General features: G+C 68.0%; 10 protein-coding genes. 3 read left to right on the plus strand and 7 right to left on the minus strand.

Annotated elements, in window-relative coordinates:
• The 4 genes from VGN82_RS26140 to tesB all read right to left on the minus strand — a co-directional run.
• The coding region (locus VGN82_RS26140; RefSeq protein ID WP_327530033.1) for a DNA translocase FtsK at positions 1–1678 on the minus strand (1678 nt) is incomplete at its 3' end.
• Positions 1679–1869: 191 nt separating this feature from the next.
• Positions 1870–3336 carry an ammonium transporter gene (locus VGN82_RS26145; protein ID WP_327530034.1) on the minus strand — a complete coding sequence of 489 codons (1467 nt, stop codon included), beginning with the start codon at positions 3334–3336 and terminating at the stop codon, positions 1870–1872.
• 30 nt (positions 3337–3366) lie between these two features.
• Entirely contained in the window at positions 3367–3705 is a 339-nt protein-coding gene (locus tag VGN82_RS26150; protein WP_038358178.1) for a P-II family nitrogen regulator, read from the minus strand.
• 239 nt (positions 3706–3944) lie between these two features.
• On the minus strand, positions 3945–4808 hold the full coding sequence (gene tesB, locus VGN82_RS26155) for an acyl-CoA thioesterase II (protein WP_327530035.1): 864 nt from the start codon (positions 4806–4808) through the stop codon (positions 3945–3947).
• 180 nt (positions 4809–4988) lie between these two features.
• Here tesB and VGN82_RS26160 point away from each other — a divergent pair, with 180 nt between their 5' ends.
• Positions 4989–6236 carry a ubiquinone biosynthesis hydroxylase gene (locus tag VGN82_RS26160; RefSeq protein WP_327530036.1) on the plus strand — a complete coding sequence of 416 codons (1248 nt, stop codon included), beginning with the start codon at positions 4989–4991 and terminating at the stop codon, positions 6234–6236.
• Positions 6237–6395: 159 nt separating this feature from the next.
• Here VGN82_RS26160 and VGN82_RS26165 read toward each other — a convergent pair whose 3' ends face one another.
• Positions 6396–6596 carry a Trm112 family protein gene (locus VGN82_RS26165; RefSeq protein WP_327530037.1) on the minus strand — a complete coding sequence of 67 codons (201 nt, stop codon included), beginning with the start codon at positions 6594–6596 and terminating at the stop codon, positions 6396–6398.
• Between the two features lie 27 nt (positions 6597–6623).
• Positions 6624–11486 (minus strand): NAD-glutamate dehydrogenase, encoded by a 4863-nt coding sequence (locus VGN82_RS26170; RefSeq protein ID WP_327530038.1) that lies wholly within the window; start codon positions 11484–11486, stop codon positions 6624–6626.
• Positions 11487–11589: 103 nt separating this feature from the next.
• Between VGN82_RS26170 and VGN82_RS26175 the strand changes: the two genes are divergently transcribed.
• Complete coding sequence (locus VGN82_RS26175) at positions 11590–12207, plus strand: peroxidase-related enzyme (RefSeq protein ID WP_327530039.1); 618 nt, start codon at positions 11590–11592, stop codon at positions 12205–12207.
• 405 nt (positions 12208–12612) lie between these two features.
• Positions 12613–12948, plus strand: coding sequence for a DUF2794 domain-containing protein (locus tag VGN82_RS26180; RefSeq protein WP_327530088.1), 336 nt, complete (start codon positions 12613–12615; stop codon positions 12946–12948).
• Between the two features lie 33 nt (positions 12949–12981).
• On the opposite strand, the gene VGN82_RS26185 is transcribed toward VGN82_RS26180, so the two are convergent.
• On the minus strand, positions 12982–13518 hold the full coding sequence (locus VGN82_RS26185) for a GNAT family N-acetyltransferase (RefSeq protein ID WP_327530040.1): 537 nt from the start codon (positions 13516–13518) through the stop codon (positions 12982–12984).
• Positions 13519–13596: the final 78 nt, after the last annotated feature.

Genomic DNA, 13596 nt, shown 5'->3' on the forward strand with positions numbered 1-13596 from the left:
TGCCGTCATAGACGGAGAGCTCGAGCATCTTCGGATCGACCATGATCAGCCGGCACTGCTCGGGCTTGAGCCGGTAGAGCAGCGACAGGATCATGGTGTTGATCGCCACCGACTTGCCCGATCCGGTGGTGCCGGCGACCAGAAGATGCGGCATCTTGGCGAGGTCGACGATCACCGGCTCGCCGCCGATGGTCTTGCCAAGGCCCAGCGCCAGCTTGTGCTTGGAGCTCTCGAAATCCTGGCTCGCCAGCAGTTCGCGCAGGAAGACCGTCTCGCGCTTGGCGTTGGGCAGTTCGATGCCGATCGCGTTCTTGCCCTGCACCACCGCGACGCGCGCCGAGATCGCGCTCATCGAGCGCGCGATGTCGTCGGCCAGGGAAATCACCCGCGAGCTCTTGGTACCGGGAGCCGGCTCGAGCTCGTAAAGCGTCACCACCGGGCCGGGGCGGACCTGCGTGATCTCGCCGCGGACGCCGAAATCTTCCAGAACGCCCTCCAGAAGCGTGGCGTTCTGCTCCAGCGCGTCGGTCGAGATCGCGTTAGCCGGCAGCTTCTTGGGCTCGGCGAGATAGGTCAGGGGCGGCAGCTCGAACTCTTCGCGGTCGAGCAGCGACGGTTGGGCCTCGCGCTGCATGCGCTTGCCCGGCTTCGGCGCGGGCGGTGGTGCCGTCACGCGCGGGGCGTTCAGGTCGCGCAGGTCCTGCGGTTCATCATCATCCAGGTCGAAGGGCGCGTCGAAATCGGGCTCGGCCGCCCGGCCGCCGCGCGGAGACGGCAGCGGAGCCGGATCGAAGGCGGGAATCGTCGGGCGCGCGGCGGGCTCGCGCCGCGGGCCATCCTGGAACTGCGGCTCGCGGCGGACGCGGCCCGCGGCGGGAACGGGCTCGCCGCCATGTCCACTGCCATGTCCTCCGCGATGGGCGCCCTGGGCCGCGGCCGCTGGCGGTTGCGGCAGGCGGCGCAGGATCATGCCGCGCAGCGCCATCGCGCCATGCGCGAGCCAGCCGATCAGGATTACGGCGATGCCGGGCTCGTCCTCGCGGCGCTCCTCACTCTCGGACCAGGATTCGTCCGCATCGTCGCCATCGACGATCGGGTCCTCGTCGCTGACGAAGCCGAAGCCGGCGGCGGCCGTCACGGCCAGAATGGCGATGCCAGCATAGAGGAAGCCGACGAGGCCGCCGAGCGCATTGCCCGCGATGCCGGCGATGTTCCGGGTCCCGAACAGCAGGCCGTCGCCGATGACGCCGCCCATGCCGGTGGGCAAGGGCCAGCGCGGCGTCGCCGGAAGGGCGCTGCCGACGGCAGCCGTCGCCGCAATGCCGATGACCCAGAGCCCGAGCTTGAGGGCGCCGCGGTCGAAGAGATGGAAGCGCACCAGCCTGAGCGACCAGATCAGCGGCGGGAAGAGCAGGGCGATGACGCCGAGGCCGATGAGCTGCATCAGCAGGTCGGCGACCATGGCGCCGGGCCGGCCGAGCCAGTTCCTGACCGCGCCGCTGGTCGCGTTGTTGAGGCTGGGATCATCGACGGACCAGGTCGCGAGCGACAGCGCGACCGCCGCCATCACGGCCAGCAGCGCAAGCCCGGTCATCTCGCTGGCGCGACGTGACAGGAACTCGCGCACCGGATCGGGCAGGCGGTCCATCAGCGAAGAGGAGCGTCGAATCGTGCGCATGCGGGGTCGGCCGTCATCCCTGGGGCTGCGGGCCGTGTCGCATCGGCCATCGCGATCAGGTTAGGAAGCCGAGGTTAAGACCCGCTTAACCTTGCGCGCTCGTCGCCTCTGCAGACGTCGTCCATCTCCAACAAAAATCCCCGGCGGTCGCCCGCCGGGGAGTGTTTCACGTGTGACGCCGAGCGTTCCGATCAGTCGTGATAGGCGCGCTCGCCATGCTCGGCGATGTCGAGGCCCTCGCGCTCGGCATCGGGAGCGACGCGCAGACCGATGATCACATCGACGATCTTGTAGAGGATCAGCGAGCCGACGCCGCTGAAGACGAGCGTGAACAGCACCGCCTTGACCTGGGCCATGAACGCCGTGCCGAACTCGTAAGCGCCGACAGCCAGTTCGCCGGGCTTCGAGGTGTAGTCCGGGATGCCCGCGCCGCCGAGGTCGACATTGACGAGGATGCCGGTGGCCAGAGCGCCGAGGATGCCGCCGACGCAGTGGATGCCGAAGACGTCGAGCGAGTCGTCGTAGCCCAGCGCGTTCTTCACGGTGGAGCAGAAGATGAAGCAGATCGTGCCGGCGACGAGGCCGAGCAGGATGCAGCCCATCGGGCCGCCGAAACCGGCTGCCGGCGTGACGGCGACGAGGCCGGCGACCGCGCCCGAGACCATGCCGAGCATCGAGGGCTTGCCCTTGACGGCCCATTCGACGAACAGCCAGGCCACGGCCGCCGCCGCCGTGGCGACGAAGGTGTTGACCATGGCCAGCGCGGCCGTGCCGTTGGCTTCCAGGTTCGAGCCGGCGTTGAAGCCGAACCAGCCGACCCAGAGCAGAGCGCCGCCGATGAGGGTCATCGTCAGCGAGTGCGGAGCCATCAGCTCCTTGCCGTAGCCGATGCGCTTGCCGAGCAGGATGCAGCCGACGAGGCCGGCGATGCCAGAATTGATGTGGACCACGGTGCCGCCAGCGAAGTCGAGCGCGCCCCATTTGAAGAGCAGGCCGGCATCGGCGTTGACGGCGTCGAGGGCCGTCTGGGCCGCGGCCTTGCCGTCAGCACCGGCCTCGGCCAGCGCCTTGGCGGCGTTGCCGACCACGTCCGGGCCACCCCAGTACCAGACCATGTGGGCCATCGGGAAATAGATGAAGGTGACCCACAGCACGGTGAAGAGCAGCAGTGCCGAGAACTTCATGCGCTCGGCGAAGGCACCGACGATCAGCGCCGGCGTGATGCAGGCGAAGGTCATCTGGAAGGCCAGATAGACATATTCCGGGATCACGACGCCGTTCGAGAAGGTGCCGACGGTCGTGGTCGCGTCGACGCCGCGCAGGAACGCCTTGGAGAAGCCGCCGACATAGTCGTTCAGGCCGCCGCCATTGGTGAAGGCGAGGGAGTAGCCGTAGGTCACCCAGAGCAGCGTGACGACGCTGACGATGGCGAAGACCTGGGTCAGGACGGAGAGCATGTTCTTGCTGCGGACCAGGCCGCCGTAGAACAGGGCAAGGCCCGGGATGATCATGAGCAGGACCAGCACGGTCGAACTCATCATGAAGGCGACGTCGCCCTTGTTGGGCACGGGCGCGGCAGGGGTCTGCGCGAGTGCGGTGCCGGCGGCGGCAAGCGCCAGCGCGACAAGCCCGACCCGGCTAACGGTCTTGAAATTCATCTGTGAAAACTCCTCAGGAAGATCGCGTGCTCAGAGGGCGTCGCCGTCGGTCTCGCCGGTGCGGATGCGGACGGCTTTCTCGATCGACGAAACGAAAATCTTGCCGTCGCCGATCTGGCCGGTGCGGGCCGCAGCGGTGATCGCCTCGATCACCTTGCCGACGAGCTCGTCGGCCACGGCGACCTCGATCTTGATCTTCGGCAGGAAGCTGACGGCGTATTCGGCGCCGCGGTAGATTTCCGTATGCCCCTTCTGTCGGCCGTAGCCCTTCACCTCGGTCACGGTCAGGCCGTGCACGCCGATGGCGGTGAGCCCGTCGCGCACCTCCTCCAGCTTGAACGGCTTGATGATAGCCATCACGATCTTCATTGCTGGGTTACCCCGTTTTCGCCGCCCGGAAGTCAGCCCCGGCGATCTCGTTGCGCCTCGCGCGCCTGGCAGTCGCAGGCGTCGGCCACACCCAATTCAAGGCGCGTGCCAACTGGCCCGGCGGGGTGGCCGGGTTCGTGGTGGGATCGGATTCGTCGACCCGGATGTGATTCGGGGAGCAGCAGTCTGCTCAGAAGTTGAGCGACTGATTAAATCGGCATCAATTGCCTATTTGATGATCAGCTTAGGTCGGGACGCGGCCGGACCAGGCCTTCCTGGGCGACCGAGGCGACGAGCCTGCCCTGCCGATCGAAGACCAGTCCGCGCGAAAACCCACGCGCGCCCGAGGCGGAGGGACTGTCCTGCGCGTAAAGCAGCCAGTCATCGGCGCGGAACGGACGGTGGAACCAGAGCGCGTGGTCGAGGCTCGCAGCCTGGATCTGCCCGTCGAACACCGTCGTGCCATGAGCGATCAGGCTGGAATCGAGCAGCATCAGGTCCGAGGCGTAGGCGAGCACCGCCTGATGAATCGCCGGCTCGTCCGGCAAGGCCTCCATGGCGCGGATCCAGACGTTGAAGCGCGGCGCCATCTTGCCGCCGCCGTAGTAGCGCTCGAGTTCGACCGGCCTGATCTCGATCGGCCGCTCGCGCTGGTAATAGGCCTTGATCGGCGCGGGCATGCTCGGCGCGCCGCTCAGCATTTCCGCACGCCCCGGCAGTTCCTCCGGCATCGGCACCTTCGGCATCGGCATCTGGTGGTCGTAGCCCGGTTCCTCGACTTGGAAGGAGGCTGACATGGCGAAGATCGCCTCGCCCTTCTGGATGGCGAGCACGCGCCGCGTCGTGAAGGAGCGGCCGTCGCGCAGGCGGTCGACCTCGTAGACGATCGGGATGGTCGGGTCGCCGGCGAGCAGGAAATAGGCGTGCAACGAGTGCGGCTGGCGGCCCTCCACCGTCTTGCAGGCAGCGTAGAGCGATTGCGCGATGACCTGCCCGCCGAAGACGCGCGGCCAGGTCGACTTCGGGCTGCGACCGCGGAACAGGTTGCGCTCGAGCGGCTCGAGGTCGAGAATCGACATCAGGGAGGCGCTGATCTGGGACATGGTCGCAAGGCTCTAGGTTCTTGTTAGACGCATTTTCTTCGCGCGAACCGGTATCCACTTCGCTCGAAAATGCTCCAGCGGGCGGATTGACGGTTCGGCCGGACGTATCGCATCAGCACCGACGCCTCGCGAGCCGTCAAGCCGGCTTGGTCGAGCCCGGAATGCGCAGGAGGAATTAGCATGGCCGTCTGGTCGGACACCCGCGATGCGATCGTGATCGCAGGGGGCGGCATCGCCGGGCTCTCGCTCGCGCTCGCACTCAAGCAGGCGCTCGGTTCCGGATATTCGATCATGGTCGCCGATCCGGCGCTGACCAAGACCTCGCGTCCCGATAACCGGGCCTATGCGGTCGCGGCGGCGGCACGTGCGATGCTGGGCGCGCTCGGCATCTGGGACGTCATCGCCGCCACCGCCCAGCCGATGACCGAGATGATCGTTTCCGACAGCCGCAGCGGCGACGTCGTGCGTCCGGTCTTCCTGACCTTCGACGGCGAGGTCGAGCCGGGACAGCCCTTCGCCTATATGGTCGGCAGCGCTGCCCTGACGGCCGCATTGACGGATGCGTGTGATGCGGCGGGCGTGGTCCTGCGGGCCGAAGGCGTGGCCGGTTTCGACAGTGGCGATACGGGTGTCACGATCAGGTTCGCGGGCGGCGAGGATCAGGTCGCCCGGCTGCTGGTCGCTGCCGATGGCGCGCGCTCGAAGCTGCGCGAGCAGGCCGGCATCGGCTGGGTCGGCTGGGATTACGGGCAATCCGGACTCGTCGCCACGATCGCGCATGAGCGCCCACATGGTGGGCGTGCGGTCGAGCATTTCCTGCCGTCGGGACCCTTCGCCATTCTTCCGCTGACGGATGGCGGACGGTTCGGGCATCGCTCCTCGATCGTCTGGACCGAACGGGCCGAGAATTTGCCGGCGCTGCTGTCGCTCGACGAGATCGACATGCTGGCCGAGATCGAGCGGCGTTTCGGCCTCGAACTCGGCGAGATTGCACTGGAGAGTCCGGTTTCGGCCCATCCGCTGGGCTTCGGGGTGGCACGGCGATTCGTGGCCGAGCGCCTGGCGCTGCTGGGCGATGCCGCGCATCTGATTCATCCGATCGCCGGCCAGGGCCTCAACCTCGGCCTCAAGGACGTCGCGGCGCTGGCCGAGACGATCGTCGATGCGGCCCGCCTCGGGCTCGATCCGGGTACCGCCGATGTGCTCGAAGGCTATGAGCGCGCTCGCCGCTTCGACACCGTGGCGATGGGCGCCGTCACCGACGGGCTCAACCGGCTGTTCTCGAACGATGCCACGCCGCTCAGGCTGGCGCGCGATCTCGGTCTGGGCCTCGTCGATCGGCTGCCGGCGTTGAAGCGCTTCTTCATCCGCGAGGCCGCTGGCGTGGCGGGCGCGCCGCCGCGACTGATGCGGGGCGAGGCGCTATAGGGCGCTTCTGGCTGCACTCACAACATGCCAACCTCCCGGGTTCTCCCCGGGACGTCGCGGAGTTCAGCGTCCTGCCATCGATCCGGGATCGGCGTGGTTCACCGCTTGCCCGGGCAAACGACGCGTTTCCCGTGAAACATCGGCGCGATCGAGTGGTCCTCACTCCTCCAGCTGGCGCGCCTCTTCCGGCAGCATGATCGGGATGCCGTCGCGGATCGGGTAGGCGAGCTTTGCCGCGCGGCTGACCAGCTCCTGCCGGGCCGCGTCGTACTCCAGCGTCGTCTTGGTCAGCGGGCAGACCAGGATTTCCAGCAGCTTGGGGTTGATACGGGCGGTGGCTTCGGCTTTGGAATCGGTCATCGCATGGGTTCCGTCGGGTGCGTCGTCTCAGCCGCCTGACTGTAGCAGGTTCTTGCGCGGCAGGTCGGCGAGCATGCCGGCCGCGACCATCAGCTTCGGCAGCGACAGGCCCGAAGCGGTGATCGCCTGGACCGTGCTGCGGGTCCGGTCCGCATCGTCCTTGCGCTCATCCTGCCAGGCATCGAGCGTGCCCTTGCCGCCTTCCCCTGCCGCGATCTCGCGGGTCAGGCCGGCATGCGCATCGGTGAGGGTCTCGATGGCGCGTTCGCGGGCGAGACGCTCATAGTCGTCGGTGGCCGGCACGGCGGCCGCCGCAGCGGCCAGCGCCGACAGGCCGAAGATCGAATCGACGCCGAAATGAATCCGGGCGACGTCGCCGATCTCGCGTCTGGCCTGCCCGGCGATGTCGACGATGTCGGTCGCCTGGGCCAGCGCGAGCAGGCTGGCGATGCGGGAGGCCAGGGCTTCTGGCACGCCCTCCGATGTCAGCACCGCAATGCGGGCCTGGCGGGCCTGGGCCGCGGCCTCGGGAAGCAGGTCGCCGAGGTCGGCGGCGAGGGCTGCGACGCCTGCGGCATAATGGGCTACGGTGGGTTCGATTGAGCCGGGCCGGGCCACGCCGCGGCGCAGGAACCAGCCCATCCTGTCGGTCACCAGTTCCTGCACGGCGGCATAGAGGCCGAGCTGGGTCTTGCCGGGCAGCTTCGCGTCGAGCGCATCGATCGCGCCGTTGAGCGACATCACGTCGAAGGAATCGCGCGCGATCGCATAAGCGGCGGCGATGGCCGGCGCCTGCGCATGGGTCAGCGCCGAGAGCACCGGCACCAGCGCCGGGCCGCCGCGGTTGACGATCGCGTTGGCCAATTGCGTGGCGACGATCTCGCGGCGCAGCTTGTGGCTCGCGATCTCCGGCGCATAGCGCTCGCGCAGCGCCTGCGGGAAGTAACGGACCAGCTCGCTGTTCAGATAGCGATCGTCGGGAACGTCGGACTCCAGCAGCGCGTCATGCAGCGAGAGCTTGGCATAGGCCAGCAGCACCGCTAGCTCCGGCCGGGTCAGCCCCTCGCCGCGCTTCTCGCGCTCGGCCAGAATCGCGTCACTCGGCAGGTATTCGACCGTGCGGTCGAGACGGCCCTGAGCCTCCAGCGTCTGCATGAGATGGCGCAGGCCGGGCGTTGCGGCGACGCCCTGCGACTCAGTGAGCGAGAGGGCCAAGGTCTGCAAGTAGTTGTTGCGCAGGACGAGCAGGCCGACCTCATCGGTCATCGCGGCGAGCAGCGCGTTGCGATCGTCCTCGGCGAGGCGTCCGTCCTTCACGGGCGCGGCCAGGGCGATCTTGATGTTGACCTCGACGTCGGAGGTGTTGACGCCGGCTGAGTTGTCGATCGCGTCGGTGTTGAGCCTGACGCCCTTACGGGCGGCCTCGATGCGGCCGCGCTGGGTGACGCCGAGATTGGCGCCCTCGCCGATGACGCGGGCCCGGACATCGCCGCCGCTGATCCGGATCGCGTCGTTGGCGCGGTCTCCGACCTGCGCGTCGCTCTCGTCGGAGGCGCGGATATAGGTGCCGATGCCGCCGAACCAGAGCAGGTCGACCCGGGCCTTCAGGATCGCCGTCATCAGCTCGGGCGGCGAGACCTCCGGCTTGTCGATGTCGAGCAGTTCCCGCAGCGCCTTGGTCAGCGGAATGCTCTTGGCCTGCCGCGAGAATACGCCGCCGCCCGCCGAGATCAGCGACTTGTCGTAGTCCTGCCAAGAGGAGCGCGGCAGGTCGAACAGGCGCTGGCGCTCGGCGAGCGACCTGGCCGGATCGGGCTCGGGATCGAGGAAGATATCGCGATGGTCGAAGGCGGCGACGAGCTTGATCGCGGGCGAGAGCAGCATGCCATTGCCGAAGACGTCGCCCGACATGTCGCCGACGCCGGCGACGGTGAAGGGCGTGGCCTGGATGTCGATGTCGACCTCGCGGAAATGCCGCTTCACCGCTTCCCAGGCGCCGCGCGCCGTGATGCCCATCTTCTTGTGGTCGTAGCCCTGGCTGCCGCCGGAGGCGAAGGCGTCGCCGAGCCAGTGATGCTTCTCTAGCGAGAGCGCGTTGGCGGTGTCGGAGAAGGTCGCGGTGCCCTTGTCGGCGGCGACGACGAGATAGGGGTCGTCGCCGTCATGGCGCACGGTGTCGGGCGGCGGCACCACGATTTCGCCGTCGAGGTTGTCGGTGAGTTCCAACAGGGTCCGGATGAAGATACGATAGCTCTCGGTGCCCTCCGCCAGCCAGGCTTGCCGGTCGGAGGCTGGCGGCAGCTGCTTCGGCACGAAGCCACCCTTGGCGCCGACGGGCACGATGACGGCGTTCTTGACCTGCTGCGCCTTGACGAGGCCGAGCACCTCGGTGCGGAAATCCTGCGGTCGGTCGGACCAGCGCAGGCCGCCGCGCGCGACCTTGCCGAAGCGCATATGGACGCCCTCGACGCGCGGCGAATAGACGAAGATCTCGTAGAGCGGGCGCGGCAGAGGCAGCGAATCGAGCTTTGCGCAGTCGTACTTCATCGAGATCGTGCCGCGCGGATGCCCGTCCGGGCCGATCTGGAAGAAGTTGGTGCGCAGCGCCGCGTCGATCAGGTTGACGAGGCGACGCAGGATGCGGTCCTCGTCCAGGCTGGTCACGGCGTCGAGGGCCTCCTCGATGCCCTTGCGTGCCGTCTCGGATTTCCTGGCGCGCTCGGATTCGCCAATGCGCGGATCGAACTTGGCGGTGAAATAGGCGACGAGGCCGGAGGCAATGCCGGGATGGTTGGCCAATGCGTCGGCGATGTAGCCCTGCGCATAGGGGGCGCCAACCTGGCGCAGATAACGCCCGAGCGCGCGCAGCAGCGCGGCTTCGCGCCAGGCCAGGCCCGCGGCTAGGACGAGCTGATCGAAGCGGTCCGATTCGGCAAGGCCGCGGAACTGCGCCATCAGCGCGGCCTCGATGGTGGGGTCGAGGCGAGCGATGTCGATCTCGCTGTCGTCGGCACGCTCGAGCGTCATGTCGTGCAGCCAGACCCGGGCGCTCTCGGTCGCGCTGCCGTCCGTCGGCTGCGGCGTGATGTTGTAGGTGCGCTCGTTGACGACGCGGAAGCCCATGTTCTCCAGAACCGGCACGCGATTCGAGAGCGAGATGGCGGTGCCGCGGGAGAACACCTTGAGGTTGGCGCGCGTCGGCGGGTCGCCCTCGCGGCGATAGAGATCGACCGCGCGGGCGCGATCGGCGCTCAGCTTCTGCAGGATGTCGATGTCATCGAGCGTCTCGGCGGGCGAGAAGCGGTCACGATAGGCGGCGCCGAAGGCTTCCGCATAGCGCTCGGCCAGCTGCCTTGCGGCCGGGCCGGCCCGTTCCTGGTCGAGCACCTCCTTCAGGCCGTCGCTCCAGGTCCGCACGATCGCGGCGATGCCGGCTTCGAGCGTCGTGCGGTCGACCCTCGGGGTTTTGCCCTCGTCGCGGCCGATGATGTAGTGCGTGCGGGCGAGCGGGCCTTCCGGATAGGCCGGATAGGCAGCCGAGATCCGGCCCTGATAGATGCTGGCCAGGAATTCGCCGACGCGGCGGCGCACCCGCGTGTCGTAGCGATCCTTGGGGATGAAGACGAGGATCGAGACGAAGCGGTCGAATTCGTCGACGCGCGCCAGCGCGCGGATGCGCGGCCGCTCGGTCAGTTGCAGGATCGAGAGCGCGAAATTCTCGAGTGTCCCGGCGTCGATCTGGAAGAGCTCGTCGCGCGGATAGGCATCGAGCACGTTGATCAGGGCGCGGCCGGAATAGCTTGCCGGGTCGAGGCCGATGTTCCGGGCCACGCGCGCCACCTTGAGGCGCAGATAGGGAATGGCGAGCGCGCTGCCGGTATAGGCGTTCGAGGTCAGAAGCCCGACGATGCGCAATTCGCCGTCGAGCCGTCCGTCCGCGGTGAACAGCTTGACCCCGACATAGTCGAGATGGACGCGCCGATGCACCCGGCTCTTGACGTTCGCCTTGGTGATGATCAGCGCCTGCGGCTTGGCCAGGAAGGCGCGGATCTCCGGCGTCACCGTGACCATTTCGCCATTCTTGCGCAGCACCTTGACGCCGGGGTCGCGCAGGATGCCGAGGCCGGAGCCCTCGATCGGATCGGCGGCCGCGTCGCCATTGGGGAAGCGGTAGGCGCGGATGCCGAGCAGGGTGAAATTGTCGCCGGCGATCCACTCGAGGAACTGCAGGGCCTCGTTGACCTCGTCCTCGGGCAGCGGCGGCGGATTGGCGCGATAGGCCTGGATCACCTCGGTGATGCGGCCGCGCATCGCCGCCCAGTCCTCGACCGCAAGCCCGACATCGACATAGACGCGCTCCAGCCCGGCGCGCAGGCGATCGCGGGCCTCGGCCGAATCGATCCGCTCGAGATGGATCTGGATCAGGCTTTCGCGGCGCGTGCCCTCCGGAGCGCGGCCGGCGGCCTCGCCGGCCAGCGAGATCAGAGCGCCGTCGGCAGCGCGCGCGACGGCGAGGATCGGGTGTGCGACGAGACGAGGCTCGTAACCCTGCTCCGCCAGCTCGGCGAGCGTCGAATCGAGCAGGAAGGGCTTGTTCTCGTTGACGACCTCGAGAATCGTCAGCTGATGCTCGCGGCCCTCGGCATCGAAGCTTTCGTCGCGGAAGCGCAGGTTGATCGTGTCGGGACGACGCGGCGCGGCGAGATGCTCATAGGCGGCAGCGGCGGCCCGAGCCAGCAGCTCCGGCGGCAGCGCCTCGAGATCCTCGGCGACGGCTCGGCCATAAAGCAGGCGCGGAAACTCGGCGGGCATCGGCCCGGACAGGTTGGCGGTGGCGGCCTCGATGGCGGATACCGCCGCAGCCGCGGCATTGCTCAAGCGTTTCCCCATGGTCGACCCCTGTTATTTTGCCGCAGCGATGACATAGGCTGTGCGGCCTTTCAATCTCGGCGCGGCGCAGGGCGACGACCCGGACGACACGACAGGACCTAGCATGGCGACGAAACATGACAAGCCGAAGCCCGGAGAAAAGCCCGCGCGGCAGGACGCCCATGCATCTGCGACGGCGCTCGACCTCAAGCCCGGCACGCTTTCGGCCGAGAATCAGGCCTATTTCGACAAATGTCTGGAGAAGCTCGGTTTCGTGCCGAATGTGCTGGTGGCCTACGCGCATGACGACGCCAAGCTCTCGGCCTTCGCGGCGCTCTACAACGACCTGATGCTGGCGCCGTCAGGCCTGTCAAAGCTGGAGCGCGAGATGATCGCGGTCGCGGTCTCCAGCGTGAACCGCTGCTATTACTGCCTGACGGCCCATGGCGCGGCGGTTCGGCAGCTCTCGGAGGATCCGGTGCTGGGCGAACTGATGGCGATGAACTATCGCGCGGCGGAGCTGTCGGCGCGGCACCGCGCCATGCTCGACTTCGCGGTGAAGCTGACCGAGGCACCGCATCTGGTCGGCGAGGCCGATCGCGCCGCCCTGCGCGGCGTCGGCTTCACGGAGCGCGATCTCTGGGACATCGCCGCGGTCGCGGCCTTCTTCAACATGTCGAATCGGATGGCGTCGGCGGTCGATATGCGGCCGAACGCCGAATATCACCGGCAGGCGCGCTGAGGACCGACGCAGGATCGCCCTGCCGAGGGACGGGCCGGGACAAAGAAAAACGGCCGGCGCGATACGCCAGCCGCTGAGTTGGCCTCGAATTGAATGGCCCGGCTCCATCACATCCCCGGGGGGCTGGGGGGCTGACAAACCGGAGATCGACGAAACCGGGCCGTCGAGGCAACGAAGCCATTCGAGCGAAGCAAGAGGGCAGGCGCTTGACCTGAACAGGGCAAAAATGCGGCAGCAGTGACGAAGCCGTGATCGGCGGGCGCGCCGCCTCCGGTGAGGTGGCCCGGCTTGCTTGCCAGCCCGACCTTGCGGGAGCATCATCGCGCTCTCAGCATCAGAGCGGTCCCCGGGGACCGCGGATCGGGAGGCGCAATGAGCGATAGCGAGACGCCGCAATCGCAGCCGATGGCCGGGGTGATCCCCTTTCCGGGGGTATCGAAACCGGCCGCAGTCACCTTCGACCGCCGTGAGCTCTCGGAACTGCTCAACCTCTATGGCCGCATGGTCGCCGCCGGAGAATGGCGCGACTATGCGATCGACTTCCTGAAAGAGAAGGCGCAGTTCTCGGTCTATCGCCGGTCTTCCGAAGTGCCGCTCTACCGGATCGTCAAAGATCCCGCGCTGGCCAGGCGCCAGGGCGCCTATTCGGTCGTTGCCGCGACCGGGCTGGTGCTGAAGCGCGGCACCGAATTGTCGCGCGTGCTGCGCGTGCTCGACAAGAAGCTCAGCGTGGTCGGCTGATCAGCCAAGATGGCCGCGGGCGCCCGGTGCCGTTCATGGCATCGGCGGCGTGCCGTCTCCCTCGCCCAGCTCCTTCTGCATCAGCATCTGGTCAAGCCAGCGACCGTGCTTGAAGCCGACCTTCTCGGCGACGCCGATCAGGCGGAAGCCGGCGCGCTCATGCAGGCGCCGCGACCCGACCGAGGCGCCGGTACCATCCCCGATCACGGCGATCATCTGGCGAAAGCCACGGGCGGCGCAGTCTTGCATCAAGGCGCCCAGCAGGGCGCTGCCGACACCGGAGCCTTGCGCGCCCGGCGCGATGTAGATCGAATTCTCGACGGTGGCGCGGTACGCCGGCCGTGGCCGGTAGGCGCCGGCATAGGCGTAGCCGAGGAGCACGCCGTCGCGCTCCGCGGCGAGATAGGGATAGCCGCCGGCGAGCACGGCCTCGAACCGTCGCAACATCTCGGCCTCGTCCGGCGGCGCGATTTCCCACGAGGCGGTCCCGTGCAGCACCGCATGGGCGTAGATTTCGGCGATGGCGGGAATGTCGGCGGCAACGGCCGGGCGGATCGCAGGCTTGGTCATGCCCGGATCATGCGCAATCGCCGCGCCAAAAGAAAAGCCCCGGCCGCAAGGCCGGGGCTCGCTAAGCCCGATTTTGGG

Origin of the sequence: Allobosea sp. (assembly GCF_035999205.1) — a bacterium.
In the GTDB taxonomy this organism is placed as follows: domain Bacteria; phylum Pseudomonadota; class Alphaproteobacteria; order Rhizobiales; family Beijerinckiaceae; genus Allobosea.

Bases quoted from the DNA above. Each gene is read 5' to 3' on its own strand.
- VGN82_RS26170 (WP_327530038.1), bottom strand. From the start codon at position 11,486: ATGGGGAAACGCTTGAGCAATGCCGCGGCTGCGGCGGTATCCGCCATC.
- VGN82_RS26180 (WP_327530088.1), top strand. From the start codon at position 12,613: ATGGCCGGGGTGATCCCCTTTCCGGGGGTATCGAAACCGGCCGCAGTC.
- VGN82_RS26185 (WP_327530040.1), bottom strand. From the start codon at position 13,518: ATGACCAAGCCTGCGATCCGCCCGGCCGTTGCCGCCGACATTCCCGCC.
- VGN82_RS26175 (WP_327530039.1), top strand. From the start codon at position 11,590: ATGGCGACGAAACATGACAAGCCGAAGCCCGGAGAAAAGCCCGCGCGG.
- VGN82_RS26165 (WP_327530037.1), bottom strand. From the start codon at position 6,596: ATGACCGATTCCAAAGCCGAAGCCACCGCCCGTATCAACCCCAAGCTG.
- VGN82_RS26150 (WP_038358178.1), bottom strand. From the start codon at position 3,705: ATGAAGATCGTGATGGCTATCATCAAGCCGTTCAAGCTGGAGGAGGTG.
- VGN82_RS26145 (WP_327530034.1), bottom strand. From the start codon at position 3,336: ATGAATTTCAAGACCGTTAGCCGGGTCGGGCTTGTCGCGCTGGCGCTT.
- tesB (WP_327530035.1), bottom strand. From the start codon at position 4,808: ATGTCCCAGATCAGCGCCTCCCTGATGTCGATTCTCGACCTCGAGCCG.
- VGN82_RS26160 (WP_327530036.1), top strand. From the start codon at position 4,989: ATGGCCGTCTGGTCGGACACCCGCGATGCGATCGTGATCGCAGGGGGC.